The sequence below is a fragment of the Sphingobium sp. B7D2B genome, from assembly GCF_025961895.1.
Lineage (GTDB): Bacteria > Pseudomonadota > Alphaproteobacteria > Sphingomonadales > Sphingomonadaceae > Sphingobium.
This window is the reverse complement of the sequence record NZ_JAOQOM010000001.1, coordinates 472,393-498,799: the sequence shown is the minus strand read 5'-3', so window position 1 is coordinate 498,799 and position 26,407 is coordinate 472,393. Positions and strand designations below refer to the sequence as shown.

21 protein-coding genes, 1 tRNA gene and 1 pseudogene are annotated in these 26,407 nt (G+C 64.7%); 13 read left to right on the top strand and 10 right to left on the bottom strand.

The genetic code is table 11. From position 1 onward, the window contains the following. Positions 1-5: 5 nt before the first annotated feature. Positions 6-2,792: a [protein-PII] uridylyltransferase gene (locus M2341_RS02325; RefSeq protein ID WP_264571382.1), complete on the top strand. Its 2,787-nt coding sequence runs from the start codon at positions 6-8 to the stop codon at positions 2,790-2,792. A 38-nt stretch (positions 2,793-2,830) separates the two neighbouring features. Here the strand turns inward: M2341_RS02325 and M2341_RS02320 are convergent, their stop codons facing one another. Continuing rightward, positions 2,831-3,670 (bottom strand): universal stress protein, encoded by an 840-nt coding sequence (locus tag M2341_RS02320; protein ID WP_264584066.1) that lies wholly within the window; start codon positions 3,668-3,670, stop codon positions 2,831-2,833. Between the two features lie 214 nt (positions 3,671-3,884). On the opposite strand from M2341_RS02320, the gene rpmI reads away from it, so the two are divergent. The 5 genes from rpmI to pheT all read left to right on the top strand — a co-directional run bounded on the left by rpmI (position 3,885) and on the right by pheT (position 8,996). Beyond that, a complete protein-coding gene (gene rpmI, locus M2341_RS02315) occupies positions 3,885-4,088 on the top strand; it encodes a 50S ribosomal protein L35 (protein WP_014078133.1) in 204 nt (67 codons plus the stop codon). Between the two features lie 12 nt (positions 4,089-4,100). Further along, positions 4,101-4,463 (top strand): 50S ribosomal protein L20, encoded by a 363-nt coding sequence (gene rplT, locus M2341_RS02310; protein WP_181560727.1) that lies wholly within the window; start codon positions 4,101-4,103, stop codon positions 4,461-4,463. A 150-nt stretch (positions 4,464-4,613) separates the two neighbouring features. Beyond that, the gene (locus tag M2341_RS02305; protein WP_264571384.1) at positions 4,614-5,261 is read left to right on the top strand and encodes a choice-of-anchor C family PEP-CTERM protein; all 648 of its coding nucleotides are present in this window, start codon (positions 4,614-4,616) and stop codon (positions 5,259-5,261) included. An 89-nt stretch (positions 5,262-5,350) separates the two neighbouring features. Then, a complete protein-coding gene (pheS, locus tag M2341_RS02300; protein ID WP_264584065.1) occupies positions 5,351-6,463 on the top strand; it encodes a phenylalanine--tRNA ligase subunit alpha in 1,113 nt (370 codons plus the stop codon). Positions 6,464-6,593: 130 nt separating this feature from the next. After that, on the top strand, positions 6,594-8,996 hold the full coding sequence (gene pheT / locus M2341_RS02295; RefSeq protein ID WP_264584064.1) for a phenylalanine--tRNA ligase subunit beta: 2,403 nt from the start codon (positions 6,594-6,596) through the stop codon (positions 8,994-8,996). Positions 8,997-9,058: 62 nt separating this feature from the next. On the opposite strand, the gene M2341_RS02290 is transcribed toward pheT, so the two are convergent. Both M2341_RS02290 and M2341_RS02285 read right to left on the bottom strand, forming a co-directional pair. Next, positions 9,059-9,595 carry a hypothetical protein gene (locus tag M2341_RS02290; RefSeq protein ID WP_264584063.1) on the bottom strand — a complete coding sequence of 179 codons (537 nt, stop codon included), beginning with the start codon at positions 9,593-9,595 and terminating at the stop codon, positions 9,059-9,061. A 183-nt stretch (positions 9,596-9,778) separates the two neighbouring features. Beyond that, a complete protein-coding gene (locus tag M2341_RS02285) occupies positions 9,779-11,881 on the bottom strand; it encodes a TonB-dependent receptor (protein WP_264584062.1) in 2,103 nt (700 codons plus the stop codon). A gap of 408 nt (positions 11,882-12,289) precedes the next feature. On the opposite strand from M2341_RS02285, the gene M2341_RS02280 reads away from it, so the two are divergent. Continuing rightward, complete coding sequence (locus tag M2341_RS02280; RefSeq protein ID WP_264584061.1) at positions 12,290-13,870, top strand: peptide chain release factor 3; 1,581 nt, start codon at positions 12,290-12,292, stop codon at positions 13,868-13,870. 33 nt (positions 13,871-13,903) lie between these two features. Here M2341_RS02280 and M2341_RS02275 read toward each other — a convergent pair whose 3' ends face one another. Both M2341_RS02275 and M2341_RS02270 read right to left on the bottom strand, forming a co-directional pair. Next, a complete protein-coding gene (locus M2341_RS02275; RefSeq protein WP_264584060.1) occupies positions 13,904-14,317 on the bottom strand; it encodes a bactofilin family protein in 414 nt (137 codons plus the stop codon). Then, positions 14,256-15,413 carry a M23 family metallopeptidase gene (locus tag M2341_RS02270; RefSeq protein WP_264584059.1) on the bottom strand — a complete coding sequence of 386 codons (1,158 nt, stop codon included), beginning with the start codon at positions 15,411-15,413 and terminating at the stop codon, positions 14,256-14,258. Before M2341_RS02270 ends, M2341_RS02275 begins: the two co-directional genes overlap by 62 nt. 363 nt (positions 15,414-15,776) lie before the next feature. On the opposite strand from M2341_RS02270, the gene M2341_RS02265 reads away from it, so the two are divergent. After that, positions 15,777-15,868 (top strand) — tRNA-Ser (locus M2341_RS02265). A gap of 448 nt (positions 15,869-16,316) precedes the next feature. Here the strand turns inward: M2341_RS02265 and M2341_RS02260 are convergent. Further along, positions 16,317-16,645: pseudogene (locus tag M2341_RS02260) on the bottom strand (transposase); the annotation flags it as partial. A gap of 202 nt (positions 16,646-16,847) precedes the next feature. Between M2341_RS02260 and M2341_RS02255 the strand changes: the two are divergent. After that, positions 16,848-17,267 (top strand): hypothetical protein, encoded by a 420-nt coding sequence (locus M2341_RS02255; RefSeq protein WP_264584058.1) that lies wholly within the window; start codon positions 16,848-16,850, stop codon positions 17,265-17,267. A gap of 357 nt (positions 17,268-17,624) precedes the next feature. On the opposite strand, the gene M2341_RS02250 is transcribed toward M2341_RS02255, so the two are convergent. Next, positions 17,625-18,686, bottom strand: coding sequence for an FAD-dependent monooxygenase (locus M2341_RS02250; RefSeq protein ID WP_264584057.1), 1,062 nt, complete (start codon positions 18,684-18,686; stop codon positions 17,625-17,627). A 20-nt stretch (positions 18,687-18,706) separates the two neighbouring features. After that, positions 18,707-18,907 carry a hypothetical protein gene (locus tag M2341_RS02245; RefSeq protein WP_181561543.1) on the bottom strand — a complete coding sequence of 67 codons (201 nt, stop codon included), beginning with the start codon at positions 18,905-18,907 and terminating at the stop codon, positions 18,707-18,709. A 293-nt stretch (positions 18,908-19,200) separates the two neighbouring features. On the opposite strand from M2341_RS02245, the gene glpD reads away from it, so the two are divergent. From glpD to M2341_RS02225, 4 genes are all read left to right on the top strand, one after another. Beyond that, the gene (gene glpD, locus M2341_RS02240; RefSeq protein ID WP_264584056.1) at positions 19,201-20,718 is read left to right on the top strand and encodes a glycerol-3-phosphate dehydrogenase; all 1,518 of its coding nucleotides are present in this window, start codon (positions 19,201-19,203) and stop codon (positions 20,716-20,718) included. A 27-nt stretch (positions 20,719-20,745) separates the two neighbouring features. After that, on the top strand, positions 20,746-21,582 hold the full coding sequence (locus M2341_RS02235; protein WP_264584055.1) for an MIP/aquaporin family protein: 837 nt from the start codon (positions 20,746-20,748) through the stop codon (positions 21,580-21,582). Between the two features lie 39 nt (positions 21,583-21,621). Continuing rightward, entirely contained in the window at positions 21,622-23,109 is a 1,488-nt protein-coding gene (gene glpK, locus M2341_RS02230; protein WP_264584054.1) for a glycerol kinase GlpK, read from the top strand. 131 nt (positions 23,110-23,240) lie between these two features. After that, on the top strand, positions 23,241-24,029 hold the full coding sequence (locus M2341_RS02225) for a DeoR/GlpR family DNA-binding transcription regulator (protein WP_181560822.1): 789 nt from the start codon (positions 23,241-23,243) through the stop codon (positions 24,027-24,029). A gap of 66 nt (positions 24,030-24,095) precedes the next feature. Here the strand turns inward: M2341_RS02225 and M2341_RS02220 are convergent, their stop codons facing one another. Together M2341_RS02220 and M2341_RS02215 are read right to left on the bottom strand one after the other, a co-directional pair. Beyond that, positions 24,096-25,415 (bottom strand): hypothetical protein, encoded by a 1,320-nt coding sequence (locus M2341_RS02220; RefSeq protein WP_264584053.1) that lies wholly within the window; start codon positions 25,413-25,415, stop codon positions 24,096-24,098. Positions 25,416-25,471: 56 nt separating this feature from the next. After that, complete coding sequence (locus M2341_RS02215; protein WP_181560824.1) at positions 25,472-26,383, bottom strand: LysR family transcriptional regulator; 912 nt, start codon at positions 26,381-26,383, stop codon at positions 25,472-25,474. Between the last annotated feature and the right edge of the window lie 24 nt (positions 26,384-26,407).

The window sequence follows — 26,407 nt, the reverse complement described above, 5'->3', positions numbered from 1 at the left end:
CTTATATGGCACCCATGAACAAGGTGCCCGATTCGCTGCCCGGCCGCCGTGCGATCATTGATCGCCGCCAGATTGCCGATGCGCTCACTGCCCAATTGACGGAACTGAGCGATACCGCCGCGCGTAGGCAAGTGATCGTCGCGGCGTTGCGCGAGGCGCTTGCCATCGGCCGGGAGGAAGTCTCCCGCCGGCTTGCCCGCAACCCGACACGCGGGCGCGACGCCGTGACGGCGCAGGCCTTCCTGATGGACCAGATCATCCGCCTGCTCTTCGATGCGACGGTCAAGCACCTCTACCCGATCAGCAACCGCACCGCCTCCGAGCGGCTGACCGTGGTTGCGGTGGGCGGCTATGGGCGCGGTGAAATGGCGCCCTATAGCGATGTCGATATCGGCTTCCTCACGCCCTACAAGCCCACCGAATGGACCGAGCAGGTCATCGAGAGCATGCTCTATGCGCTGTGGGATCTGGGCCTCAAGGTCGGGCACAGCAGCCGCTCGATTGACGAGACGGTGCGTATGGCGAAGTCGGACCTCACCATCCGCACCGCCCTGCTGGAATCGCGCTTCGTGTGGGGCGACCGGGGCATCTATGATGAGTGCGTCGCCCGCTTCGACAAGGATGTGATGCAGGGCACCGCCAAGACCTTCGTCACCGAGAAGCTGGCGGAGCGGGATGCCCGACACAAGCAGATGGGCGACAGCCGCTATGTCGTCGAACCCAATATCAAGGAGGGCAAGGGCGGCCTGCGCGATCTGCACACGCTGTTCTGGATCGGCAAATATGTGAACCGGGTGCGCACCGTCGCGGAGCTGGTGGATGTGGGCCTGCTGACCCGCGCCGAGCTGTCCCAGTTCCAGCGGGCCGAGAATTTCCTCTGGGCCGTGCGCTGCCACATGCACGAAATCTCCCGCCGCGCGGAGGACCGCCTGACCTTCGATCTGCAGATCGAAGTCGCCGAGCGCATGGGCTTCTCGCCCAAGCGCGGCCGCTCCGCCGTCGAGCGGTTCATGCACCTCTACTTCCTGATGGCCAAGACGGTGGGCGACCTCACCGGCGTGTTCCTCGCCCACCTCGATGACAAGATGGCCAGCCGCGGCCGGCGCTACATCCCGGCGATGTTCAACCGCCCGCGCAAGCTGGATGGCTTCGTGCTGGAGCGGGGGCGGATCACCATTCCCGAGGATGATTTCTTCCGCGAGCAGCCGGTGCGGATGATCGAGATCTTCTCGCTGGCGGACAAGCACGGGCTGGAGATCCACCCGGATGCAATGCGCGCGCTCAACCGCGATTCGGTGCTGATTACTCGCAAGGAGCGGGAAGACCCGCAGGCCAATGCGCTGTTCATGAACGTGCTTACCTCGCCCCGCGACCCGGAGAAGGTGCTGCGCTGGATGAACGAGGCCGGGGTGTTCGGGCGCTTCGTGCCGGACTTCGGCCGCGTGGTCGCGCAGATGCAGTTCGACATGTACCACCATTATACGGTGGATGAGCACACCATCCGCGCCATCGGCCTGCTCTCCCAGATCGAAAAGGGCGAGTTCAAGGTCGATCATCCGCTGGCGAGCGCGATCATCGAGAAGATCATCTCCCGCCGCGTGCTCTATGTCGCGGTGCTGCTGCACGATATCGCCAAGGGGCGCGGCGGCGACCACAGCATTCTGGGCGCGGAGGTGGCGACCAAGCTCTGCCCGCGCCTGGGCCTGAGCGATGCCGAAACGGAGACCGTCGCCTGGCTGGTGCGTTACCATCTGCTGATGTCCGCCACCGCCTTCAAGCGCGACCTTTCGGACTTCAAGACCATCCTCGACTTCGCCGAAGTGGTGCAGAGCCCGGAGCGGCTGCGGCTGCTGGTGATCCTGACCATCGTCGACATCCGCGCGGTCGGACCGGGCGTGTGGAACAGCTGGAAGCGCCAGCTCCTCGCCGAGCTGTACGACTCCGCCGAGGAGGTCATCCGCCCCGGCCACAAGCAGCGGGGCCGTCAGGAACGCATCGAGGAGAAGCGCGACGCGCTGCGCGCGAGCCTGGCCCTGGACGACAAGGCCTTCGACCGGCTGGTGAAGCGCTTCCCGCAATCCTACTGGATCGCCGAATCGCAGGACATCTTGGAGCGCAATGCGCGGCATCTGCTGGACGCCGGGCAGTCCGATCTCTCCATCGATGCCCGTTCCTATCCAGAGCGGGGCGCGACGCTTGTGACCGTCTATGCCTCGGACCATCCCGGGCTCTTCTACCGGATCGCCGGGGCGATCCATCTGGCCGGCGGCAACATCATCGACGCCCGCATCCACACCCTCAAGGATGGCACGGCGCTGGACAATTTCCTGGTGCAGGATCCGCTTGGCGGCCGCTTCGATGCGCCCGAGCAGTTGCAGCGGGTGAAGACCTACATCGAGGACGCGCTGCTCAACCGCCACAAGCTGATGCACAAGCTGGACGAGCGCCCGCTGGCCCGCCGGCGCGCCGAAGCCTTCCAGATCGTGCCGCAGGTGCTGATCGACAACAAGGCCTCCAACCGCTTCACGGTGGTGGAAGTCATGGCTCGCGACCGCCCTGCCCTGCTGCTCAGCCTCGCCTTCGCGCTGTTCCAGTCAAAGACCATGGTCCACAGCGCGCATGTCGCCACCTTCGGCGAGCGCGCCGTCGATACCTTCTATCTGACCGATCTTCTGGGCGGAAAGCTGGAGAGCAAGACCCGCCTCGCCACGCTCGAACGGCGGCTGATCGAAGCGGCCGGCAATCAGGCCGGCGAACTGATCGACACCAACAGCTTTGCCATGGCCAACTGAGGCGCGCCCCATTGCGGGATGCGCGCCTCGATGGCGCATCAGTGAGAGAGCAGGATCGGGATCGGCGCCTTGGCCAGCAGCGTCCGGGTCGTGCCGCCGAACAGCTGCTCGCGCAGGCGGCTGCGGCCATAGCAGCCCATCACCGCCCAGCTCGCGCCGGAGGACCGCATGGCCTCGATCAGTTGGTCGCTCACCGCGCCAGCCTTGGGCAGGCGCCGGCTGACGACCTTGCAGCCATGCCGATCGAGATAGGCGGCCGCCTCGTCCGGGTCGCCTTCCCCTTCGCCGATCGTCACCACCTCGACCTCGCCGGCCATGCGCAGCAGAGGGATCGCCGCCCTCAGCGCGGCATCGGCCGCGCGTGATCCATCCCAGGCGACCAGCGCCCTGCCGAATAGATCCAGGCGCTTCTGCTCCGTCGGCACCAGCAGGACCGGCGCGGAGGTCAGCGCCGCGAGACGGGAGGCCGTGTCGCCGGTCTCGTTCACCGCGCCGAAGGCCTGCTTGCCCACGACGATCATGTCGACCAGCCGCACATTGTCCGTAATGCCCTCGTCGGACTGGCTCTGCACCCGTGCCCACTCATAGCTCACGCCTTCATTGGCGAGCCGGGGCTCGAGCGCCTCGATATTCTTATCCTCCCGGTCGCGCTCATCCATCATCAGCACGCCGGTGCCGCCGCCCGCGCCAAAGCCGTCGGCGATCATGGGAATCTGGACGACATCGAGACACAGCAGATGCCCCTCCACCGCGCGCACAATGTCGAGCGCGGTTTGCAGGCGCGCTTCCTGACTCGGGTCATCATGGATCAGAACCATCACCGTCTTCATGGCAGCCTCCTTGTTCACCGCATCGGGATCGTGCGAAACTGGTGCCATATTAATGCGATGGGGGCGAGGAGTCGTTGACCGGCGTCAAATCCGGCCCGCACCTAAGGGGCTTGCGTCGGCGCGCGGCCGCGCTTATACGCCCGCGCTTCCATGTCCTATGGAAGACCGCAAGGACGGGCCGGCCAGTAAGGGCTGCCGTGTTCGTCCGTAATCGTCTGCGAGCATCCTCCGGGGTGCTTGCGCTAAGACAAAGGAGACGAAAATGCCCAAGCTCAAGACCAAGAGCGGTGTGAAGAAGCGCTTCAAATTCACCGCCACCGGCAAGGTCAAGCATGGTGTCGCCGGCAAGCGCCACCGCCTGATCAGCCACAACGCGAAGTATATTCGCCAGAATCGCGGTACGGAAGTTCTCTCCGACGCGGATGTCGCTCACGTGCGCCTCTGGGCGCCCTACGGCCTCAAGTAAGGAGCAGGCGACATGGCACGTGTCAAACGCGGTGTAACCACCAAGGCGAAGCACAAGAGGATTTTGGATCAGGCGAAGGGCTATTATGGCCGTCGCAAGAACACGATCCGCATCGCGCGTCAGGCCGTCGAGAAGGCTGGCCAGTACGCATATCGCGACCGCAAGGTGAAGAAGCGGAGCTTCCGCGCCCTGTGGATCCAGCGCATCAACGCAGCTGTCCGCATGGAAGGCCTGACCTATGGCCAGTTCATGCACGGCCTCAAGCTGGCGGGCGTCGAACTGGACCGGAAGGTTCTGGCCGACATCGCCATGCATGAAGGCGATGTGTTCAAGGGCATCATTGCCCAGGCGCGCGCGGCCCTGCCCGCAGCCTGAGCATCTGCACAATCAATGAGAAAGGGCGTCGGATGCTTCCGGCGCCCTTTTTGTATCATTTCGGGACTCTCTGGAATTTTGGTTAACGCTTCGGAAACCTTTTCCGCACTGCAGCATTGCGAGTGCGTGGGACTATAAGTGGAGAACCAAATGAAGGGACTGCTATTGGGGGTCGCGGCGACGCTCGCCCTCCCGTCCGCTGCGCAGGCAGCAACGTTCATCAACGGCGATTTCGAGACCGGTAACGATCCAGGCACCTATTTCCTTCGCCTGGGCACCGACAGCACGGCCCTGACGGGTTGGACTATCACATCCGGCAATGTGGAGCTGATCGGTGGTTATTGGCAGTCGGGTAGCGGCAGCCGCAGTATCGATCTGAACGGCAGCGCCCAGGGCGCGATCGCACAGACGTTCGATACCATCGAAGGCATGACCTACAATGTCGACTTCCTGATGGCCGGCAATCCCGAAGGCGGGCCGGCGGTCAAGACGTTGGAAGTCGCCGCGACGGGCAATGACGGCCAGCTGTTCAGCTTCGACAATACGGGCTTCTCGAAGACCAATATGGGCTGGACCAACTACACCTACACCTTCACGGCCTCGGGCAATCTCACGACGCTCAGCTTTGCGTCGATGACCGACTCGCCCTGGACCGGCCCGGCGCTGGATGGCGTGACGGTTACCGCGATGAGCGCGGTGCCGGTGCCTGAGCCGACGACTTGGGCGTTGATGCTCGGCGGTTTCGCGCTGATCGGCAGCACGCTGCGTCGTCGTCAGTCGGTCGTTCAGTTCTCCTGATCGAAACCGGGTCACAACCATGAAAGGAAAGGGCGTCGGCATGCCGGCGCCCTTTTCGTTTGCGGTGAATTAGGCTAGCGGACGCGGCCATGACCGACGTCACATCCCTCAAGGACGGCCTCATCGCCGACATCGCCGCCGCCGACACCCTCGATGCCGTGGAAGCGCTGCGCGTCAGCGCGCTGGGCAAGAGCGGCGCCATCACTGCCCTGCTCAAGACATTGGGGCGGATGAGTCCGGAAGAGCGCCAGCAGCAAGGCCCCGCGATCCATGACCTGCGCGAAAGCGTGACGGCTGCCATCGCCGCCCGCAAGACCGCGCTTGAAACGGCAGCGCTCGATGCCCGCCTCGCCTCCGAGACGCTGGACATGACGCTGCCGGTGGACCTGCCGCCGCCGGGCAGCATTCATCCCGTCAGCCAGGTGATGGACGAGCTGGCCGAGATCTTCGCCGACCTCGGCTTCGCGGTCGCTACCGGCCCGGAGATCGAGGATGACTGGCGCAACTTCACCGCGCTCAACATCCCCGAGACGCACCCCGCGCGCGCGATGCACGACACCTTCTACTTCGGCGACAATGCGCGCGCGACCGGCGGAGACGGCAATCCTGCCGCGATGTTGCTGCGCACCCACACCTCGCCGGTGCAGATCCGCACCATGACGAGCACGCCACCGCCGATCCGCATCATCGCGCCCGGCCGCGTGTACCGCTCGGACAGCGACGCGACCCACACCCCGATGTTCCACCAGATCGAAGGTCTGGTGATCGACAAGGGCATCCACCTCGGCCATCTCAAATGGACGCTGGAGACCTTCCTCAAGGCGTTCTTCGAGCGTGAGGACATCGTCCTGCGCCTGCGCCCCAGCTACTTCCCCTTCACCGAGCCTTCGGTGGAAGTGGACGTCGGCTACACCATCGAGAAGGGCCAGCGGGTCATCGGCGGCAGCGGCGATGCGGAAAATGGCGGCTGGATGGAAGTGCTCGGCAGCGGCATGGTCCACCCCAATGTCATCCGCAATTGTGGGCTCGATCCCGCCGAGTGGCAGGGCTTTGCCTTCGGCACCGGCGTCGACCGGCTCGCCATGCTCAAATATGGCATGAACGACCTGCGCGCCTTCTTCGACGGCGATCTGCGCTGGCTGCGCCATTACGGCTTCTCGGCGCTGGATGTGCCTACGCTGAGCGGAGGAGTGGGCGCATGAGCCATTTCTTGCGAGTTCGTGTTCCTGCGAAAGCAGGAACCCAGGGCGCAGCCGCCGTCCTTCACCGCCCTGGGCTCCTGCCTTCGCAGGAGCACGGGTTTGATCTTACCGGCAATCCCGGAGCCCGCGCATGAAGTTCACCCTCTCCTGGCTCAAGGACCATCTCGATACCAGCGCCTCGCTGGAGGAAATCCTGCGCGCACTCAACGATATCGGCCTTGAGGTCGAGGGTGTCGAAAACCCCGCCGAGAAGCTCGATGGCTTCCGCGTCGCAAAGGTTCTCACGGCCGCGCCGCATCCGCAGGCCGACAAGCTGCAGGTGCTGAGCGTTGATGCCGGCGACGGCCCGCTGCAGGTCGTCTGCGGCGCCCCCAATGCCCGCGCCGGCCTGGTCGGCGTGTTCGGCCTGCCCGGCGCCACGGTGCCCGCCAATGGCATGGTGCTGCGGGTCGCGGCCATTCGCGGCGTCGAATCCAACGGCATGATGTGCTCCACGCGCGAGCTGGAGCTGGGCGAGGATCATGAGGGCATCATCGAGCTGCCCGCCGACGCGCCCATCGGCACGCGCTTTGCCGACTATGCGCAGCTTGACGATCCGGTCATCGAGGTCTCGGTCACGCCCAACCGGCAGGATTGCATGGGCGTGCGCGGCATCGCGCGCGATCTCGCCGCCAAGGGCCTTGGCACGCTGCGACCGCTCGATGATATCATCGGCCAGCTCCCGGCAATCGACGCGCAGGGCGCAGGCCCGGACGTGCGCACGGACGATGTGGACGGCTGCCCGGCCTTCTACGCCCGCGCGGTGCGAGGCGTGCGCAACGGCGCCTCACCGGAATGGCTGCAGCGGCGCCTCAAGGCCATCGGCCAGAAGCCGATCAGCGCGCTGGTGGACATCACCAACTTCGTCATGATCGGCCTTGGCCGCCCGCTGCATGTCTATGACATGGCCCGCCTCGATGGCGGCCTCGTCGCCCGCAAGGCGAAGGCTGGCGAGCAGGTGCTGGCGCTCAACGGCAAGACCTATACGCTGGCCGAGGGCATGACGGTGATCGCGGACGCCTCCGCCGTTCACGATATCGGCGGCATCATGGGTGGCGAGCATAGCGGCGCGCAGGAGAGCACCACCGATGTGCTGATCGAATGCGCCTATTTCACGCCCGAGAGCATCGCGCGGACGGGGCAGGCGCTCAGCCTCACCTCCGATGCCCGCCAGCGCTTCGAGCGCGGTGTGGACCCGGCGTTCCTGGATGAGGGGCTGGACATCGCGACGCGGCTGGTTCTCGCTTTGTGTGGCGGCACGCCCACCCAGGCGACGCGCGCCGGCACCCCACCGGCAGAGCCGCGCGTCATCGAGGGCTATCGGCCCGACATGGTCGATGCGCTGGCCGGCATGACGGTGCGCGCGGAGCGCCAGCAAGCGATCCTCGCGGCGCTCGGCTTCACCGTGGAGGCTGGCGCGAGCTGGCGGATCACCATCCCGACATGGCGCCGCGATATCCACGGCACCGCCGACATCGTCGAGGAAGCCGTGCGGATCGAAGGGCTGGACAACGTCCCGTCCGTCCCCCTGCCCCGCACACCGGGCGTCGCCCGCCCGACCGCAACGCCGCTGCAGCTCATCGAGCGCCGCGCCCGTCGCGCGGCTGCCGCTCGCGGCCTTAACGAGGCGATCAACTGGTCCTTCATTTCTGAAAGCGAAGCCGCGCCCTTTGGTGGCGGCGACTGGACGCTCGCCAACCCGATCAGCGAAGACATGAAGGTGATGAGGCCAACGCTGCTCGCCGGATTGCTCTCCGCCGCGCGGCGCAATGCCGATCGTGGCGCATCCTCGATCCGCCTGTTCGAGATCGGCCGGCGCTATTTCCGCGCCGATGATGGCAGCAGCGACGAGAAGCTGACCCTCGGCATCCTGATGGCCGGCGAAAAAAGCCCGCGCGGCTGGCAGGGCGGCAAGGCCCGCCCGTTCGATGCCTTCGACATCAAGGCGGAGGTCATTGCGCTGCTGGCGGCCGCCGGTGCGCCTGCCGGACGCCTGCAGATGATGGGCGAGGCTGGCGATGCCTATCATCCCGGCCAGTCCGGCACGCTGCGCCTCGGCCCCAAAAATGTGCTTGCCGCTTATGGCGTGTTGCACCCCCGCCTCGCCCGCGCCTTCGATCTCGATGGCACGGTCGTTGCGGCGGAGATCCAGCTCGATGCGATCCCGGTGCCCAAGAAGAGCAGCTTCATGCGCACGGCCTACGCGCCGCCGGCCTTGCAGGCCGTTACCCGCGACTTCGCCTTCCTCGTGCCAGCCGATCTGGAAGCCGACGCACTGGTGCGCGCCGTGCGAGGGGCGGACAAAAACGCCATCGTCGACGCGCGCCTGTTCGATCTGTTCGCCGGGCAAGGCGTGCCGGAAGGGCAGAAGAGCCTCGCCGTGGAAGTGACGCTGCAACCCGGTGAAAAGAGCTTCACGGATGAAGAACTGAAGGCCATCGCCGACCGCGTGGTGGCGGCGGCGACCAAGCAGGGCGCCACGCTGCGCGGATAAGGGACTGCGCGGATAACGGCCCGCGCGGATAGGAACCAGAGGAGCGGCGGAAGTCCGGGCGATCAGTCCGCTTTCCGCTTCTCCTCCTCGGCTGGAGCGGGCGCCGGCGGCACGGGCAGCTTGCAGCCTCGGCTGACCGCCAGCCCGCGCAGATAGCCCCGGCGCGCGACGCCACCGTTGATGGCAGCCTGCAGGCGACGCTCGGCCCCTGCCGCGCCGCTCACTTCACGAACGAGGCCCCGGAACGGAATGATCGAATTGACGATCGCCGCGCCACCGGCGGCCGCGAGGTTGCCGAACTTGTTCTCATTGGCCTTGCTGTTGGCATCAAAGTCCGTGCCCAGCACCGCATTCAGCTCGGCGATCTGGTCGATCACCGCGCGGCAACCCTTGCCCGCCGGCGCATAGGGCTGCTCGACAGCGCGGGCCAGCACCTCGGGGATTTTCGTTTTCTCGATGCCCACGTCCCGCGCGGGCTGCGTCACGATCTCGCCCGCTTTCTGCGCTGTCTTGTCCTCCTTCTCGGGCTCCTCCTGCGCAAGGGCAGGAGCTGCCGCGAGGACGGCGCTGAGAAGGGCGGCGCGGATAAGCCTGTTCATGATGACCGTGTCTCCGACCGCAACTGCTGCGGTGCTTGCAGAATTGCGCTCCCTACCATCTGGTTCCCGCCGCTTTGCACGATCTCTGCCGGCGGATAGCCCCAAAAACAAGGCGGGCGCAGCCTTCGCCGCGCCCGCCCTTTTCATCTGACTGCCGGGCGTGTCACCACGCCCGTGGCAGGATCACTGATAGTTGACGCGCAGGCGCAGGCCGATCGTGCGCGGCGTCACCCGGATGCTGGAGGTGTTGAGCGTGAGCACAGCACCATCATAATCGCCGAGATTTTCGCCGAACAGCGTCAGATCATAGGCCTTGTACCGCAGACCGATATTGGCGCTGTATACGCTATAGGCCTTCACATACTCGCCATTGGTCTGCAGGCGGTTGCCGTTGTAAGTCCATGCGACGTTGAACAGACCGTTGAGGTCACCGCCAAGCGATGTCTCATAGGTCGCATCCACGCGGGCATTTTCCTCGAGCGTGTTAACCAGCCGCGTACCGGGACGCAGGTAGGGCAGGCGCGCCTGCACAGCGGGATCGACCGTGTCATACTTGCCCTGGTTGATGTTCGCAACTGCGCTCAGCGTCAGCCCGTCCAGAGGCGTCCGCCAGCGCATCTCGATATCGACGCCCTTGCTGGTGCCGTCACCGAAGTTCGAGAAGCCAGAGACGTTCGCGTCCAGCGTCGGCGTCGGCGTCAGCATGTCCTCGAGCTTGTTGATGTAGAAGTTCAACCCGACGTTGAGCGTGCGATCGGGCGAGCGCCACTTGATGCCGGCCTCATAGTTGGTCGAGCTTTCGGGACGGGTCTGGGTGCCGGCAGGGATGCCGACGTCCGCAAGCAGGTCCGCCTGGATCTGCGACTGGACGATGCCCGGACGGAAGCCGGTCGCCGCCGTGGCGAACACCGTCAGATCATCATTGGGCACATAGGAGAGGTTGACGCGCCAGGTCGTCACGTTCTTCTTGTTCGTGTTCGTCGTGTTGGCGTCTTCGAACGTGCGCTTGTCATGATAATAGCGCAGGCCAACCCGGGGACGCAGCTTGCCATCGAACAGGTCGTAACCCAGTTCGCCATACACCGCCCAGTTCTTGGTGATGGTGTTGTTGTCGGCATTGGTGTCGATGCCCGCAACGGGAATGCGCAGATAGTTTTCCTGCGGGCCGCTGCCGTCCTGATAGGCGCCGCCGAGCAGCCAGTGGAACGGGCCGTCGGTCGTGGAGTTGATCCGCACTTCCTGGCTGAACATGTCCGGGAAGAACTGGCTCGAGAAGGCACCCGCCGGCGCGATCGGCACGTAAATGCCGAAATTGCCCTTGAGGTACGTGGTCGCACTGGAGATCGAGAAGGTATCGAAGTCCAGACCGGCCGACAGGCTGTAAAGCTTGAAGTCGCCATTGCCGAAGCTCGGCTGCGCCGCCGTGTTCGCGTAATAAGGCGGCTGGGTCGAGGCGAGACCGCCCAGGAACTGCTGGCGCGGACGGAAATGCCAGTACTGCGCGCGGATATTGAGGTTGTCGACCGGACGGAACAGCGCGACCACGCGAATGTCGTCGTCGCGAACCTCGTTCACGCCCTTGCGGTCCGGCGTGCCGTCGAACGCACCGTAATATTCGTCCGCCCAACCCGGATTATAGGAGTGGCCACCGCTGACGCGGACAGCAAGCACATCCTTGATGATCGGGACGGAGACGACGCCTGCGACGCCATAGTTGAGGCCACCGGCCCCGCGCGTCTGGGAGGCCTGCGCCTCGGCAGCGAACTTGATCTCGGTCAGGTCAGGATCCCGGGTGTGGAAGATGAACACACCGCCGGCCGAACCCTGGCCATAGAGCGTGCCCTGCGGACCGCGCAAAACCTCGACGCGGTCGAGGTCGAGGAAGCGGATCGGCGGCGCAATGCCGAAGTTGGTGACCACGAACGGCACGTCGTCGACATAATAGCCGATGGCCGAGTCGCCATTGGCAGCGCCGGCGCCGGCGCCGCGGATGCTGAACGAACGCGACGCGACCGACTGGCGCTGGCTCTCGGAAATACCCGGAATCGCCGTGGCGAGATCCGCGATATTGTTGATGTTGCGCTCCTTGAGGTCTTCACCGCTGAACGCCTGGATGGCGAGCGGCACTTCCTGCAGCGCCTGCACACCGGACTTCTGAGCGGTGACGATGATTTCGTCAGGCGCGGTATCAACACTGTTTGTGGTGGTCTGCTGTGCGCGAACTGGCGCTGCACCCATGACAGCCATCAGTGCCAAAACCGCAACACCGGCGTGAAGCCGCTTCATCATCCATCTCCTGCAAAAACTGAAATCGAGCAATCGATTGCATAGAGAAATGCACGACAATGTCCAACGCACGATGCGCGCGCAGACCGGTTTATGGCGAAGTGTTACCGAAATGCTACGGTCATCGGTGACGCGTGGCGTCCCGATCTACGTCTATCAACCGGCTTTCAGTACAATCGATTACCGGCAGCACGTCAACCCCCTTGGTGCATTCGGCGCTTCAAACCTCTGCGCAAGCCGCCGTGCGCGGACAGGAAGAGAGCGCGCCTTATCGATGCCCCCACGCCACGCTCGCCCTGTGCAAAGCCGTGCCTTGCAGGATCGCCGCCGCAGCCCCTATAGCAGCGCCACATTTGCGCCGGCCCGACCACGCCCGGCGCGCTCGCTCCCTGGATTAAGACGCTTGCTATGACGATCCCTTCCCGCCGCACGTTCGCGATCATCTCCCACCCGGACGCGGGCAAGACGACCCTCACCGAAAAGCTGCTGCTCGCCGGCGGCGCCATTCACCTCGCCGGCGAAGTGAAGGCGCGCGGGGCCAATCGTCGCGCGCGCTCGGACTGGATGAAGATCGAGCAGCAGCGCGGCATCTCGGTGACCAGCTCGGTCATGACCTTCGAGCGCACCCAGCCCAATGGCAGCGTGATCACCTTCAACCTGCTCGACACGCCTGGGCACGAGGACTTCTCGGAAGACACCTACCGTACCCTGACCGCCGTCGACAGCGCCGTGATGGTCATCGACGCTGCCAAGGGCATCGAGCCGCAGACGCGCAAGCTCTTCGAGGTCTGCCGCCTGCGCAACGTGCCGATCATCACCTTCGTCAACAAGGTGGACCGCGAGGGGCGCGACAGCTTCTCGCTGCTGGACGAAGTGGCCGACGCGCTCGCGCTGGATGTCTGCCCGATGAGCTGGCCGGTCGGCATGGGCGGCGAGTTTGAGGGCATCTACGATTTTGCCACCAACCGGCTCTACCAGCCGGTCGGCCCGAGCAAGGAATTCGACGGCAGCTTCACTCAGCTAACCGGCCTGGACGACGAAAAGCTCGCCACCGTGCTCTCCGCCGCAGGTCTTGCGCGCCTGCGGGAAGAGGCCGAACTGGCGCAGGCGGGTTATGCCGCGTTCGACCTGACCGCCTATCGCCATGGCGACCTGACGCCGGTCTATTTCGGCTCGGCCCTCAAGCGCTTTGGTGTCGGCGAGTTGATCGACGCCCTCGCTGCCCACGCACCGCCGCCCCGCACCCAGCCGGCCGAGCCCGCGCCGGTCGAACCGGAGCGCGGCGATGTGACCGGCTTCATCTTCAAGGTGCAGGCGAATATGGACCCGCAGCACCGCGACCGCATCGCCTTCATGCGCCTGTGCTCGGGCAAGTTCCGCCGCGGCATGAAGCTCACACCCTCGGGCAGCGGCAAGCCCATCGCCGTCCACTCGCCGATCCTGTTCTTCGCGCAGGACCGCGAGATTGCCGACGAGGCTTTCCCCGGCGACATCATCGGCATCCCCAATCACGGCACGCTGCGGGTGGGCGACACGCTGAGTGAGAAAGCGGACGTGCGCTTCACCGGCCTGCCCAATTTCGCGCCGGAAATCCTGCGCCGCATCGCGCTCAAGGATCCGACCAAGACCAAGCAATTGCGCAAGGCGCTGGACGACCTCTCCGAGGAGGGCGTGATCCAGGTCTTCTACCCGGAGATCGGCAGCCAGTGGATCATCGGCGTGGTCGGCCAGTTGCAGCTCGATGTGCTGATCAGCCGGCTGGAGGCGGAGTATAAGGTCGGCGCGGTGCTGGAACCGGCGCCGTTCGACACGGCCCGCTGGCTGACCGGCGAGGCCAAGAAGCTGGAGGACTTCGCCAGCATCAATCGGACAAGCATGGCCAAGGATCGCGACGAGAACCCCGTCTTCCTCGCCAGATCGGCCTGGGATGTGGGCTATCAGGCCGAGCGCAACCCGGACATCAGTTTCAGCGCCACACGCGAGCGCTGATCGGAGGGGTTAGCCCGGGCCTCCCCGGCTCGCCTACCCGACATCGCTCTTGATCAGCTTGAGTTCGGTCGGCTGGCCGCTGTGCGTCATGCGCCCGTCGATCTGGCCGCCGGTGGCAATGGTGATGCGCTCATAGCTCACATCACCGGTGATCCGGGCAGTCGCCTCCACCACCAGCTCCTCTGCCGTGATCGATCCCTCAATCAGGCCGCCGATCCGGGCCCTCTTGGCCTTAACATGGCCGGCGATGCGACTTTCGGCGCCTTGCACCAGCGCCGCGCAGGCAATGTCGCCCTCGATGGCGCCATCGATGTGCAGATCCACGCTGGCTTCCAGATTGCCCGTGATCCTGACATCGCTGCCGAGGATCGAGAACGGCGTGTGCTTAGCCCCGGTGGCCACTGTCGGCGACGCGCCGCTTGGCCGTTTGCTGGACTTCGAGAACATCCCTGCGTGCCTCCAGAAAGGGACGCGGATTGACGGCCGCGCCATGGACATGGACTTCGAAATGCAAATGCGTGCCGGTCGAGCGGCCCGTGGATCCCATGCGCGCGATCTGGGTGCCGCGCGCGACCTTCTGGCCCGGCTTGGCATTGAAGCCGGAGAGGTGCGCATAGAGCGTCGAGAGGCCCTTGCCATGGTCGACTTCCACGACATTGCCATAGCCATGCTTGGTGCCGACGAACGTCACCGTGCCGGGCGCGGCGGCAAGGATGGGCTGGCCCATGCGTCCCCGGAAATCGATGCCGCCGTGGAACGCGAGGCTGCCGTTGAAGGGGTCACGCCGATAGCCATAGGAACTGGTGGTCATCGGCGCCGCCGTCGGCTTGCCGGAGGGGATCGCCGCCAGCGCGGCTTCCATGGTGTTGAGACGGGTCAGCAGCAGCGCGATATCTCGCAGCTCCGGCTGGTCGGCGACAATCGATGCGACGGGAATGAACGGACCGCCCTGCCCCCGCTCGCGCACCGCCATGCGGGCCGGATCGAGGCCGAAACTGCGGATCGCCTTTTCGACCGCCGCGAGGCGATGTTCGACCGCGCCAGCCAGGCGCGTCTCGAGCACTTCCTGATGACGCCGTAGCGCCTCCAGCCGCGAGGCCTCGGGGGACGCCGCGCTCAGCGGCTTGCTGACCTCCGGACCGTCAGCGGGCGCACCTGCGCCGCCCTCTTCGATCCCCGTGCCGAGGCTGGAGCGCAGCAGTTCATCGAGGGCCTTCTGCCGCTGCTCGATATCCTGAGCAATGTCGTTTACCGACTCGCGATAGGCCTTCACCTTGGCCTGCTGCGAGAGAACCTCGGCCCGATCCCGCGCGACATGGCCGCGCTCAAGGAGCAGGCTGGCCTGATTCCACAGGATCGCGAATGTGCCGATGGCCCAGAGCAAAGCCAGCACCGCCAGCGCGCTGGCGGCGACGATCTGGAAGCGCGTGGAGATACGGATGAAGCGCACGCGTCCGCCGGTGCGGAGAAAAATCTCCCGCTCGGGCGCGAGAGACAGCAGACGTGCGATCACACCCCCGGAATTGGTTTTGTCAGCGGACAAGGATTGCTCTGTTCTATATCGTTTGAAGTGCCACGGCGGCTACCAGAGCGACCCATCGCAAGCGAATCGCGGCACCAAGCCCTGCGATGAGTCGAAAAGTGGACACGACGAGTCGATGAATGATGGTGGAACGGCGGCGCGTGTTCCGCGTTAGTTCGCGTCCGGTTGCCACCAAACCGCCGCCGGGCACTGCGTCGAGTCGCATCATTTTGCGATCCCCGTCACGCCTACCTACCAGAGCTTGTTGGCGCGATAAATTGCAGCCTTTCTAGAAACAGGCGACGCCGGGCGTTGCCATGCACGAACAGCCTGTTTATAGGCCGCTCTCAGCCGGTACGGGACGCCACTTCCCCCGGTGAGCGCGGAGACGTGGGTGAGTGGCTGAAACCAGCGGTTTGCTAAACCGTCGTAGCCTTAAGGGGCTACCGAGGGTTCGAATCCCTCCGTCTCCGCCAGATCCTGAACCTCAGCGATCACCCTCAACCTAATGCGAACCCCCAGCACTTTAGAAAACTGCGGTTTTCGTGAAATCGCGTGTGAGGTCGATGACGGAAATTGCCTACAGCTGCGGCTTTAAGGATTCCCACCATTTCAGCCGGGCATTCAAGGCTGCTTCGGCTCTTCGCCGCGTGACTTTCGGAACACCGACTTGCTGCACCGCTCCGCAACCACACCGGTTGTTGAAGACCTTCCGAAGGGTGGCGGTACCCCTAATAACGGACATTGGACAAATGATCGGAGCATCTTGAAAGCGGACCTTCGTTCGTTCTCTAGGAAGACCGTCTCTGGCTAATGATGCCATAATAATAGCGGCCGTCTTTTAACTCAAACGTCCTGTTCAATAGCGGCCGCTCGTTCATCGACGTCGCAGTGTGCTTTGCCGTAATTTAGGCTTCTCTCTTAGGATCGGTGCGCTTTGAGGTGCGTCGCGTCGATCATCAACTGGTCCGGCTTGCCGCCCTTTGCAGCGAGCGCCACGAAGATCCTGTTGAACACGCCCATGCGGCCCGAGCAGATGCACCGGTTGTAGATCGTCTTCGGAGGTCCGTAGGCTGCTGGCGCATCCGCCAGCGCAGGCCATTGCGGATCACGAAGATAATGCCGCTGATGATCCGACGATCATCGACGCGCGGCACCCCGTGCGACAATGGAAAATGCCGGTCTATTCGGCGCATCTGCGCTTGCGACAACCAGATCAGATCACTCGTGGCAGGGCCTCTTCGCCCCGCCATTGAATCAACCCAATCCCACCCCGAAAGCAAATTAATAAATCCTGAGCCTGGCTGATCATCCGGATCATGATCAGCACCCTCCACCTTATCCGCCGCAATGCAGACGATGGCCTTTCCAAACACGCGTGCCCGATAAAATGCCAAGCCCGGAACGGACAGCGCTCGATCACATTGTTCTGGGAGATCTCGGAGGATATATACCATGGCGAGCACGCCGCAGGGCGGGAATGGTGGTTCAACGCATTGGACGACATTCCTCAAGGAGTTCGCCAAGGCGCCCCTTTCCGTCGGCTCGCCCATTGCCACCTCGACGGGCACCATCGAGCGCCAGCTAGAAGGGGTCGATTGGGCCAAAACGCGCCTGTTCGTCGAATATGGTCCCGGCACAGGTGAGTTTACCCGCTATATTCTTGCGCACCTGCCACGCGACGCCAAGCTGATCGCGATCGAAAGCGAGGACGGTCTTGCAGACCATCTTCGCCAAACCATCGATGATCCTCGTCTGATCGTCCACACAGAATCAGCCCTCAAAGCTCAAGCTATCCTAGGGGAGGACGTAGCCGGGCGGCGTTGGAGAAGGCCGACAGGGCAAGAATTGTGGAGGATGCCGCGCACCTTCTGACCGACGACGGTGAGTTCCTCGATTATCAGGTGCGTCGGACGATCGAACCGTCACTCCGCAAAGTCTTCACACGAGCGAAACGGCGCCGGCGTTGGCTCAACGTGCCGTCCTATCATCTGTATTGGTGTCGAGAGCCAAAGCGATCTCGCTCTTCACGAGGCCGGGTGGACTGATCCGGCTTCGCTCCCAACTGCATGTCTTCAATCGTGCGCCGACGGATGGATGCCGCTCGGACGAGCTTTGGGCCTTTGTTCGCAGCGGCCCGGCTGCAACCGCAGTCGCCATGGTGCTCAATGGCTCAATGACGCGTTGGAACCGTTGAAAGCTCAACCAGTCGCGCAACTTCTCCGAGCTGCCTCAACCGGCAGAGCGCACGAAGTTCTGGCTGATCTGCTGGCCGGACCGCGCCAGTCTACGCACCTCGGGCAGCCGAGACGCTTCATATCGCGCGAGCGCGGCATTCGGGTCGGTCCGCAAGGCCGCCGGGTCGAGGCAGCGCGCGAGGGTGAGAGCATCTTGCGCGGCGGTTGCAAAGCCATTGCCCGTCATCGGCGTGCAGACATGGGCGGCGTCGCCAACCAGACACATCCGGCCGGCGACGAGTCGGTCGGGACAATATTCCACGACCGGTGTGCCGAGCACCGCTTTGCGGGCGATACATTCCAGGATCGCGTCGCGCCAGGGCGATGGCCAGTGCCGGCGCGCCAGTGCGGCCAGCTCGTCGAACAGCGCATCCGACATGTCGTTCGGGCGTAGCGAATGCCGCACCAGCGCGCCCTCGACCGCCCCTGTGCTGCGGAGGATTGCGTTATGCCCGGCGTCGTACCAGCCCCAGCCGACCCGGCGGCGGCCGCGCTCCGGACTGCCATCGGCGGCGGTCAGCGGAAAGCCGAGAAGCACATAGGGCCCGGACTCGAGGAACTCCAGATTGGGCGGATAGCGGACAGACAGGGCCGACTCTTCGGCAAAGCCGACCCAGGCCAGATACTCCGCGAAGACCGCATCGGGGCGCTCCGGACTGATCTGCCGCCGCACGACGCTCTGATAGCCGTCCGCGCCGACCAGCACCTTGCCGTCGAACTGCCGACCATCGGCGGTCATCGCCCAGGCCCGATCCTCCGCCTCTCCCGTCGCTTCGACGCGGGCGTTCTGCAGGACCACAATGCCCGCCTCGTCCGCCGCTGCGCGCAGACCGCGATAGACCGATTGCCATGCCTGGACACCCGTGGCGAGCGCGCCCGTAGCGTGAGGACGCCCGGTCAACTGCTCGAGCAAGCCATAGCCGACCTGCAGCGCTGCCCCGGTCCGGTCGGTATCGGTCGAGCGCTCCAGCAGCGTGATCGAGAAGCCATGCCGCGACAGTGCGAGGCCGGTCATGAGGCCGGCGAGCGAGCCGCCGACGATCAGAATGTCGCTCATCCTCTCCGGGCTCGCTGACATCAGCTTTTCGGCGTCACCCAGACCTCTACAGGCGCAACGAACTTGCCGGGCGCCGGTTTGCCGACCTGCACGCGATCGATCGTCACCAGCTCGCCGCTCTCCAGATTAAAGCTGGCCCAGGGCTTGGGCATGCGACCGAAGGTCATTTTCTGAACGGGTTGGCCCGTGGCCGAATTCATGATGGTTGCGATGACACTCATGGCCCAGCCGATAGCCACCATGGCGTGCTGCGGTCCAGCGATATTGATAGCCTGCCGACGCCGCGCGGGTACATCCGACGGGTTCGTTTGAAATTTCGCTTTTCCGGTGCGCTGATAGGTCCCGTATCTCGCGCCGACCCCGTCGTCCGGCCAAGCTAACGGGAAACTCGCTCGCCAATATAGTCTTGCGAGCGAAATTCGCTGGCGCCGGGGGCCGACCATCTACCCATTTCAAAATACGAAAGATACGAAAGTAATTGACTTTCGTTGTCAGGCGCTGCGAAAGTCGCTTCATGGCTATCGAGTATGATGTTCTGGTCGTTGGGGGAGGCATAAACGGCGCTGCGATTGCGCGCGATGCGGCGGGTCGTGGCGCGCGTGTCATGCTCGTCGAGCAGGACGATCTCGCCGCGCACACCTCCTCGGCCAGCACCAAGCTCATTCATGGCGGGCTGCGCTATCTCGAGCAATATGAGTTCCGGCTGGTCGCCAAGGCTCTGGCAGAGCGGGAACGGCTCATGCGTGCGGCGTCGCACCTCATCCGTCCCCTCGAGTTCGTTTTGCCCCATGATCGCGGCATGCGCCCCATGTGGATGATGCGCATCGGCCTGTTCCTTTATGATCGGCTGGGCGGGCGCAGCAGCCTCCCTCACTCTCGGGCGATCAGGCTGGCCGGGGATGGCTATGGCAGCGCCATTCAATCTCGGTTTGGCCGCGGCTATGTCTATGCCGATTGCTGGGGCGACGACAGCCGCCTCGTCGTCGCCAACGCGCAGGATGCCGCCGAGCATGGCGCGACGATCCTCACCCACACAAAATGCCTCGCCGCACAAAGGGATCAGCATGGCTGGCGTGTGTCCTTGCAGGGCACTGGCGGCACGCCGTTCTCCGTGACGGCGGATGTGCTCATTAACGCCACCGGTTCCTGGGCTGCTGATTTCCTGCCCGAGCGGGCCGGCGTTGCGGGCGCGGGCACATTGCGGCTGATCAAAGGCAGCCACATCGTCACCCGCAAGCTGTATGAGGGCGACCACGCCTATATCCTGCAGAATCCGGACAAGCGCATCGTCTTTGCCATTCCCTATGAAAACGACTTCACGCTGATCGGCACGACGGATGTGGAGTGGCAGGGCGCGCCGGACGTCGTGACGATCGATGCGGCCGAAACGGATTATCTCTGCAACTCCGTCAACCGCTGGTTCGCAACGCAGATCACGCCGCAGGATGTGATGTGGAGTTTCGCCGGCGTGCGCCCGCTCTATGACGACGCGACGACTAACGCCTCGGAGATCAGTCGCGACTACGTCCTCTCGCTGGATCATGCCGGGGGCGCGGCGCCGGTGATGAGCGTTTTCGGCGGCAAGATCACCACGCACCGCGCGCTGGCGGAGGAGGTGATGGACAAGCTCGCCCGGCACCTTCCGAGCCTGCGACCGGCCTGGACAGCCGCCGCTCCGCTGCCCGGCGGCGATCTGGGTACGGGAGGGCTGGATGGCCTCATTGCCGACCTGCGGGAAAAGTTTGGTTTTCTCGGCGAAACCACCATCCGCCGCCTGGCGGAGAGCTACGGCTCACGCATCTTCAAGCTGCTCGCGGACGTGAAGACGGCGGAGGAGCTCGGGCAGCATTTCGGCGCCGGGCTCACGCAAGCCGAAGTGGATTATCTTCTCGCGCATGAGTGGGCACGCTCGGTCGACGATATTGTCTGGCGTCGATCGAAACTTGGGCTGCATATGCGCGAGGAAGAGGTGGCGGCGCTGGAAGCCTATCTCGCGGATCATGCGAGGTTGGACGTCAACGCCGTCGGATAAATGACAACGATAAACGTGGAGGGGCCAATGTCACCGGGGAAGGCATTTATTGGAGAGCTGATCTCCGAATGCATTGCAGTGTTCATCATCATCACCATCGGCTGTTCTGCCGCCGCGATGTATTTTCTCTATGATCCAAGCCCTTACAGCACAGCCTATTTCGGGGTGTGCATCACTTGGGGCCTTGCCGTCACCATCGCCATCTATGTGACGGGCGCGGTCTCCGGCACGCACGCCAACCCAGCGGTGACCCTCGCGCTCATGATCTATCGCGGCTTCCCCGCGCGCAAGGTCGTGCCATTCTGGCTGGCGCAGATCTTCGGCGCATTTCTGGGGGCTGTCGTGGTCTACATGATGTTCTCACCGGTGATCGACGCGTTCAACGCGACGCAGGGCGTGGAGCGGGCGGCCGGTGGCGGTGCCGGTGTATTCTTCACCGCACCGGGGGCGCACATCACGCCGATCCGAGCGTTCTTCAACGAGATCGTTCTGACCGGCTTCCTGCTGCTCGGCATCTTCGCGATCACCGAGGAATATAACACGCAGGCGCCCGAGGCCAATTCGAGCGCGCTCATCATCGGCCTGCTGGTCGCCATGATCGGCGGCGGCGCGGGATATCTGGAAGGGTGGCCGATCAACCCCGCGCGCGACCTTGGCCCCCGCATTTTCGGCTATCTGGCTGGCTGGGGCGAATCCGCTTTCCCGGGGCCGGGCAATTATTGGTGGGTGCCCATCGCCGGCCCGTTCTGCGGCGGCGTGCTGGGCGCCAGCGTCTATCATTGGCTGATCCGGCCGTTCCTTCCCGCACGCCACAGGCGCGCCTTGCAGGAGACGATCCCCGCCGAGGCAGACGCGGCCAACTGACAATCGCGCCGCGCAGCCGGCGACCACAGGAGAGCAATCATGGCCCAGCCACCTTATATTCTCGCGATCGACCAGGGCACGACCTCGACGCGGTGCATCCTGTTCGATGCCGCCGCCAATCCGGTCGCTACGACGCAGCGCGAATTCAAGCAGCATTATCCCAATCTCGGCTGGGTGGAGCATGATCCCGAGGACATCTGGACCGACACCGTCGCCATGATGCGGGATGTGGTGGCCAAGGCCGGCGTCGATGTCGCGGATGTCGCCGCGATCGGCATCACCAACCAGCGGGAGACCGTTGTGGTGTGGGACCGGGCGACCGGCAAGCCCATCCACAACGCGATCGTCTGGCAGGACCGGCGGACCGCCGATGAATGCGCGCGGCTGAAGGACAGCGGCGCCGAAGAAATGGTCACCGCCAAGACCGGGCTGCTGATCGACCCCTATTTCTCGGCGACCAAGGCCGCGTGGATATTGGACAATGTCGCGGGCGCCCGCGCTGCCGCCGAGCGCAGCGAACTGGCGTTCGGTACGATCGACAGCTTCCTGCTCTGGCGGCTGACGGGCGGCGCGGTCCACGCAACCGACCCCACCAATGCAGGCCGCACCCTGCTGTTCAACATCATGGACCAGGCCTGGGACGATGAGTTGCTTAGCCTCTTCCGCGTGCCTGCCGCGATGCTGCCGGAGGTTCGGGACAATAGCTGCATCTTCGGCCAATGCGATGTCGACATTCTCGGCAAGGCCATCCCGGTCGCGGGGATGATCGGCGATCAGCAGTCCGCGCTCTTCGGGCAGGGCTGCTTTCGCACCGGCATGGCGAAATCGACCTATGGCACGGGCTGCTTCGCGCTCATGAACATCGGCACGGAGCCGGTGCTCTCGAAAACGCGCATGCTCACCACCCCGGCCTATCGCTTGGCCGGAACGACGACCTATGCGCTGGAAGGCTCGATCTTCGTCGCCGGCGCGGCGGTCAAATGGCTGCGCGACGGGCTCAAGATCATCACCCATGCCTCGGAAACGGACGGCATGGCCACCCGCGTGCCGGACAGTCATGGCGTCTATATGGTGCCCGCCTTTGTCGGCTTGGGCGCGCCTTATTGGGATCCGCACGCGCGCGGACTGATCTGCGGCCTCACGCTCGATGCGACGGACGCGCACCTGGCCCGCGCCGCGCTGGAATCCGTCGCCTATCAGACCATGGACCTGATCGACGCCATGAAGGCCGATGTCGGCGAAGGCGAAACCGCCTTGCGCGTCGATGGCGGCATGGCGGTCAATGACTGGCTCTGCCAGTTCCTCTCCGACGTGCTGGTCGCGCCGGTCGAGCGGCCCGCCATTGTCGAGACGACGGCATTGGGCGCGGCGTTCATGGCCGGGCTGGCGACCGGCGTCTGGAGCGGTCTCGATGACCTCGACCGGATCTGGACCCGCGAGCGGCGCTTCGAGCCGAAGATGCCGGAAGCGACCCGATCGGCCGCGGTCGATGGTTGGCGCAAGGCGGTCGAACGGGCCATTTCCTGAGCGGCGCTTTCGCACCGCTGTTCCATGCCACGAAGGGCCGGCCGCGCAGCCATTACGGCCCGCCCGATGATGCCGCGCGCCGGGCTACAAGGACGCTTGCAACTCAAGGATCGAAGCGTCAGAACGCCGGCATGACGAGCGCATCCAACACCCGCCACCGCCAGATCCTGGATCTGGCGCGCCGCAACGGCAAGGTGACGGTGGAGGATCTCGTCGGCCGCATGAATGTGACGCCCCAGACCATTCGCAAGGATCTCAACGATCTGTGCGAGCGCGGTTATCTGTCGCGCGTTCATGGCGGCGCCATTCTCGGCTCGGGCGTCGAGAATCTGGAATATGAGGCCCGCCGCCGCCTGTCCGTGGCCGAAAAAAAGGCGATCGGCAAGGAGGCTGCGGCCCGCATTCCCGACGGCGCCTCCCTGTTCATCAATATCGGCACGACGACCGAGGAAGTCGCGCGGGCGCTCGCCGGCCGCAGCAATCTGATGGTCCTCACCAACAATCTGAACGTGGTCGATATCCTCTGCCGTAACAGCGCGATCGACCTGATCGTCGTCGGCGGGCGAGTGCGTCATGCCGATCGGGCCGCGGTCGGCCCCACTGCGGTCGATTTCATTCGAAACTTCAAGGTCGATTTCGCGGTCATCGGCGCGTCCGCCATCGATGAGGATGGCTCGTTGCTGGATTTCGACCTGAACGAGGTGCAGGTCTCGCACGCCATCGTCGAAAATTCGCGCTCCGTGATTCTCGTCGCGGACAGCAGCAAGCTTACCCGCAGCGCCCCGGTCCGCATCGGCCACATCAGCGCCGTCGATATTCTCGTGACCGACTATCTCGACAGCCCGGAACTCGCCGCAGTCTGCGCCGAGCACAATGTCGAGGTCGTCAACGCAATGCCCGAAAGCGCCACGACGGAATAAGGCGCAGCGCAGGAGGTTCGTGGGGTTGGCTCCCCTCCTCTTCCGAAGAGGGGCTCAAGATGGCGCCTAACCCCTCACTGCCCGCGCGACGGCCGCTTCGACCACGGCGCGATGAGCTTCCACAACCGGTTCGAGCAGCGCGGCATCCACCTTGTCGATGGTATCGTCCTCAACATGGCACCAGCGATGGATGCCAAGGCCGGCAAAGGCGTTCACATAGCCCCGGTCGATGATCGAAGACAGCTCACCGGCGCCGCCGACGACTTCAATCGGCCGCTCATAACCCGCAAGCCCGCGAAACGCCTCAGTGGTCTCTGCCATCAAGCCCGGCGACGTCATCAGGACGCGCTGCGGATCGGCGCAGGAGAGAAGCTGGTGATTGCGGCTCAGCACCTCATAGGCATCGCGGGTAGCGAGCCCGGCGCCCAGATGGGTCCAGATCTGTGTCTGGGCCGCGGGTGGCCCTTCGGAGAGGGAGTGGTGCGTGCCCGCGAAATCGAGCTCATGCCCACCGGCGTTGATGGCGAAGAGCGAATGATCCGGGTAGCGGATCGCCGCCCAGCCACACAGCTCCAGAAAGGCGGCAGTCCCGGGCGCCCGCTCGCCGACGCTGACGCCCCAGCCCGAGCGAGGCGTGGAGAAAGCCAGCCACTTGGGGCCTGCCGCGCGCCGCGCGATGATATTACTGCTGTGGCCGGTCGCGCTTTTTCCCGTGAGAATGAGGGTCAGGGGTCGGCGCGCGGCAACGGCCTCGGCGATGATCGGCAGGTCGCGCGGCGCCATGAGCGCGATGGGCACGTCGGCGATGGGCTTCAACCGGGTGTTGAGCGCCACGATGCTGCCGGTCGGCCCGGTCGTCACGATGACAATGGCAGCCGGCTTATTGGGGATGACCCGATCCAGCATCGGCTTGACCTCGCCCGAGAAAATCGCCGCGTGACGACCATAAGGCAGGACGACGATGGCGATCTTCCCGGCGACGCCCTGCGCCTCGAACCCATCGCGGACCAGAACGGCCGGTGCGGTAATGCCCTTCGCAGGCGTGGGGACGACGACCGGCTGCGCGGCCACCGCGATGCGCTTGTCCCCGGCGCGCAACTCGGTCACCGCCGGCGCGAATGTGGGAATCGGGAACTTGACCTCATCGACCTTGAAGCCGACCGTCGCGAGGCGCTTGCCGATCCACGCTGCGGCGGCAAGATCGCCCGCAGAGCCCGAGACCTTGCTGCCGAACGAGGCGTAGGTCTCCATGTCTTCACGCAGCTGCTTTTGCAGCGGAGACACGAAGGGCGCGGCGCCGGCGGGTGCCGGAGCGGATGCAGCCGAGGCCGGCGCTCCGCCAGCCCAGACGGCAACGCCCGCCAGCCCGACAGAAGCCTGAAGCATATCACGCCTGCTCTGCATCGATGTGTTCCTTCTATGGGTCGCCCGCAGGCGCTGGTTCAGTTGGCCGGGTCCGCCCGGTCCCAGGGCGCCACGGGCTGGGTGAAGGCGAGGAGATCTTCGATCAGCGCCTGCACCAGCGGCAGGCTCATTTTGACATTGGGAACCAGGGCTTTGAGCCAGAGAGATTTGACTGGAAAGTCCGGCAGCAACTGCACGAGCCGGCCAGCGCGCACGGCCTCGCGCGAGACGAACTCGCTCAGCATAACGATCCCCGCGCCCCTCAAAGCGGCATCGCGCAGGACGATGGCGGTGTTGACCGCAAAGCGCGAACTGACGTCCACCGCCAGATCGCCTGACTCGCTCTCGAAGACCCAGGTCCCGCCGATCGACTGCGAGTTGAGGCAATCATGCTCGACCAGCTCGCGCGGATGCTTGGGGTGCCCCCGCCGGGCCAGATAGGACGGCGCGGCGCAGATCACCATCGGATGCTCGCACAGGGGAACATCCATCACCCCGGCATAAGAAGCGGCCATGGCGCCGATCGCCAGATCGAAGCCTTCCTCGATGGGGTTCACGGACCGATCGACCAGCATGAGGTCGATGCTGACGCCGACATGGCTCTGCACGAAATCCGCGAAGAAGCGGCCGAAATAGCTGCTGGCCACCGTGGTTGGGCATTTGATCCGCAGGTGCCCATCCAGCGCCTGGCGGGATCGACGCGCGCCGGCCACGACATCGTCGGTCTGGCGCACCAGCGCGCGGATGCGCGGCAATTGGCGCTCGCCAAAGGCCGTCAGCTCGGCCTTGCGCGGCGTCCTGACGAACAGCACCGCGCCCAGTTCATCCTCCAGCCTCCCGATCCGCTTGGACATGACCGACGGGGCGATATTGAGCTTGCGCGCGGCAGCAGCGAGGCTGCCGCATTCAACCACGGCCAGAAAGGCGCGCATGTTGAGCAGCGTATCCATCAGGGCGCGCTCACGAACGGCCGC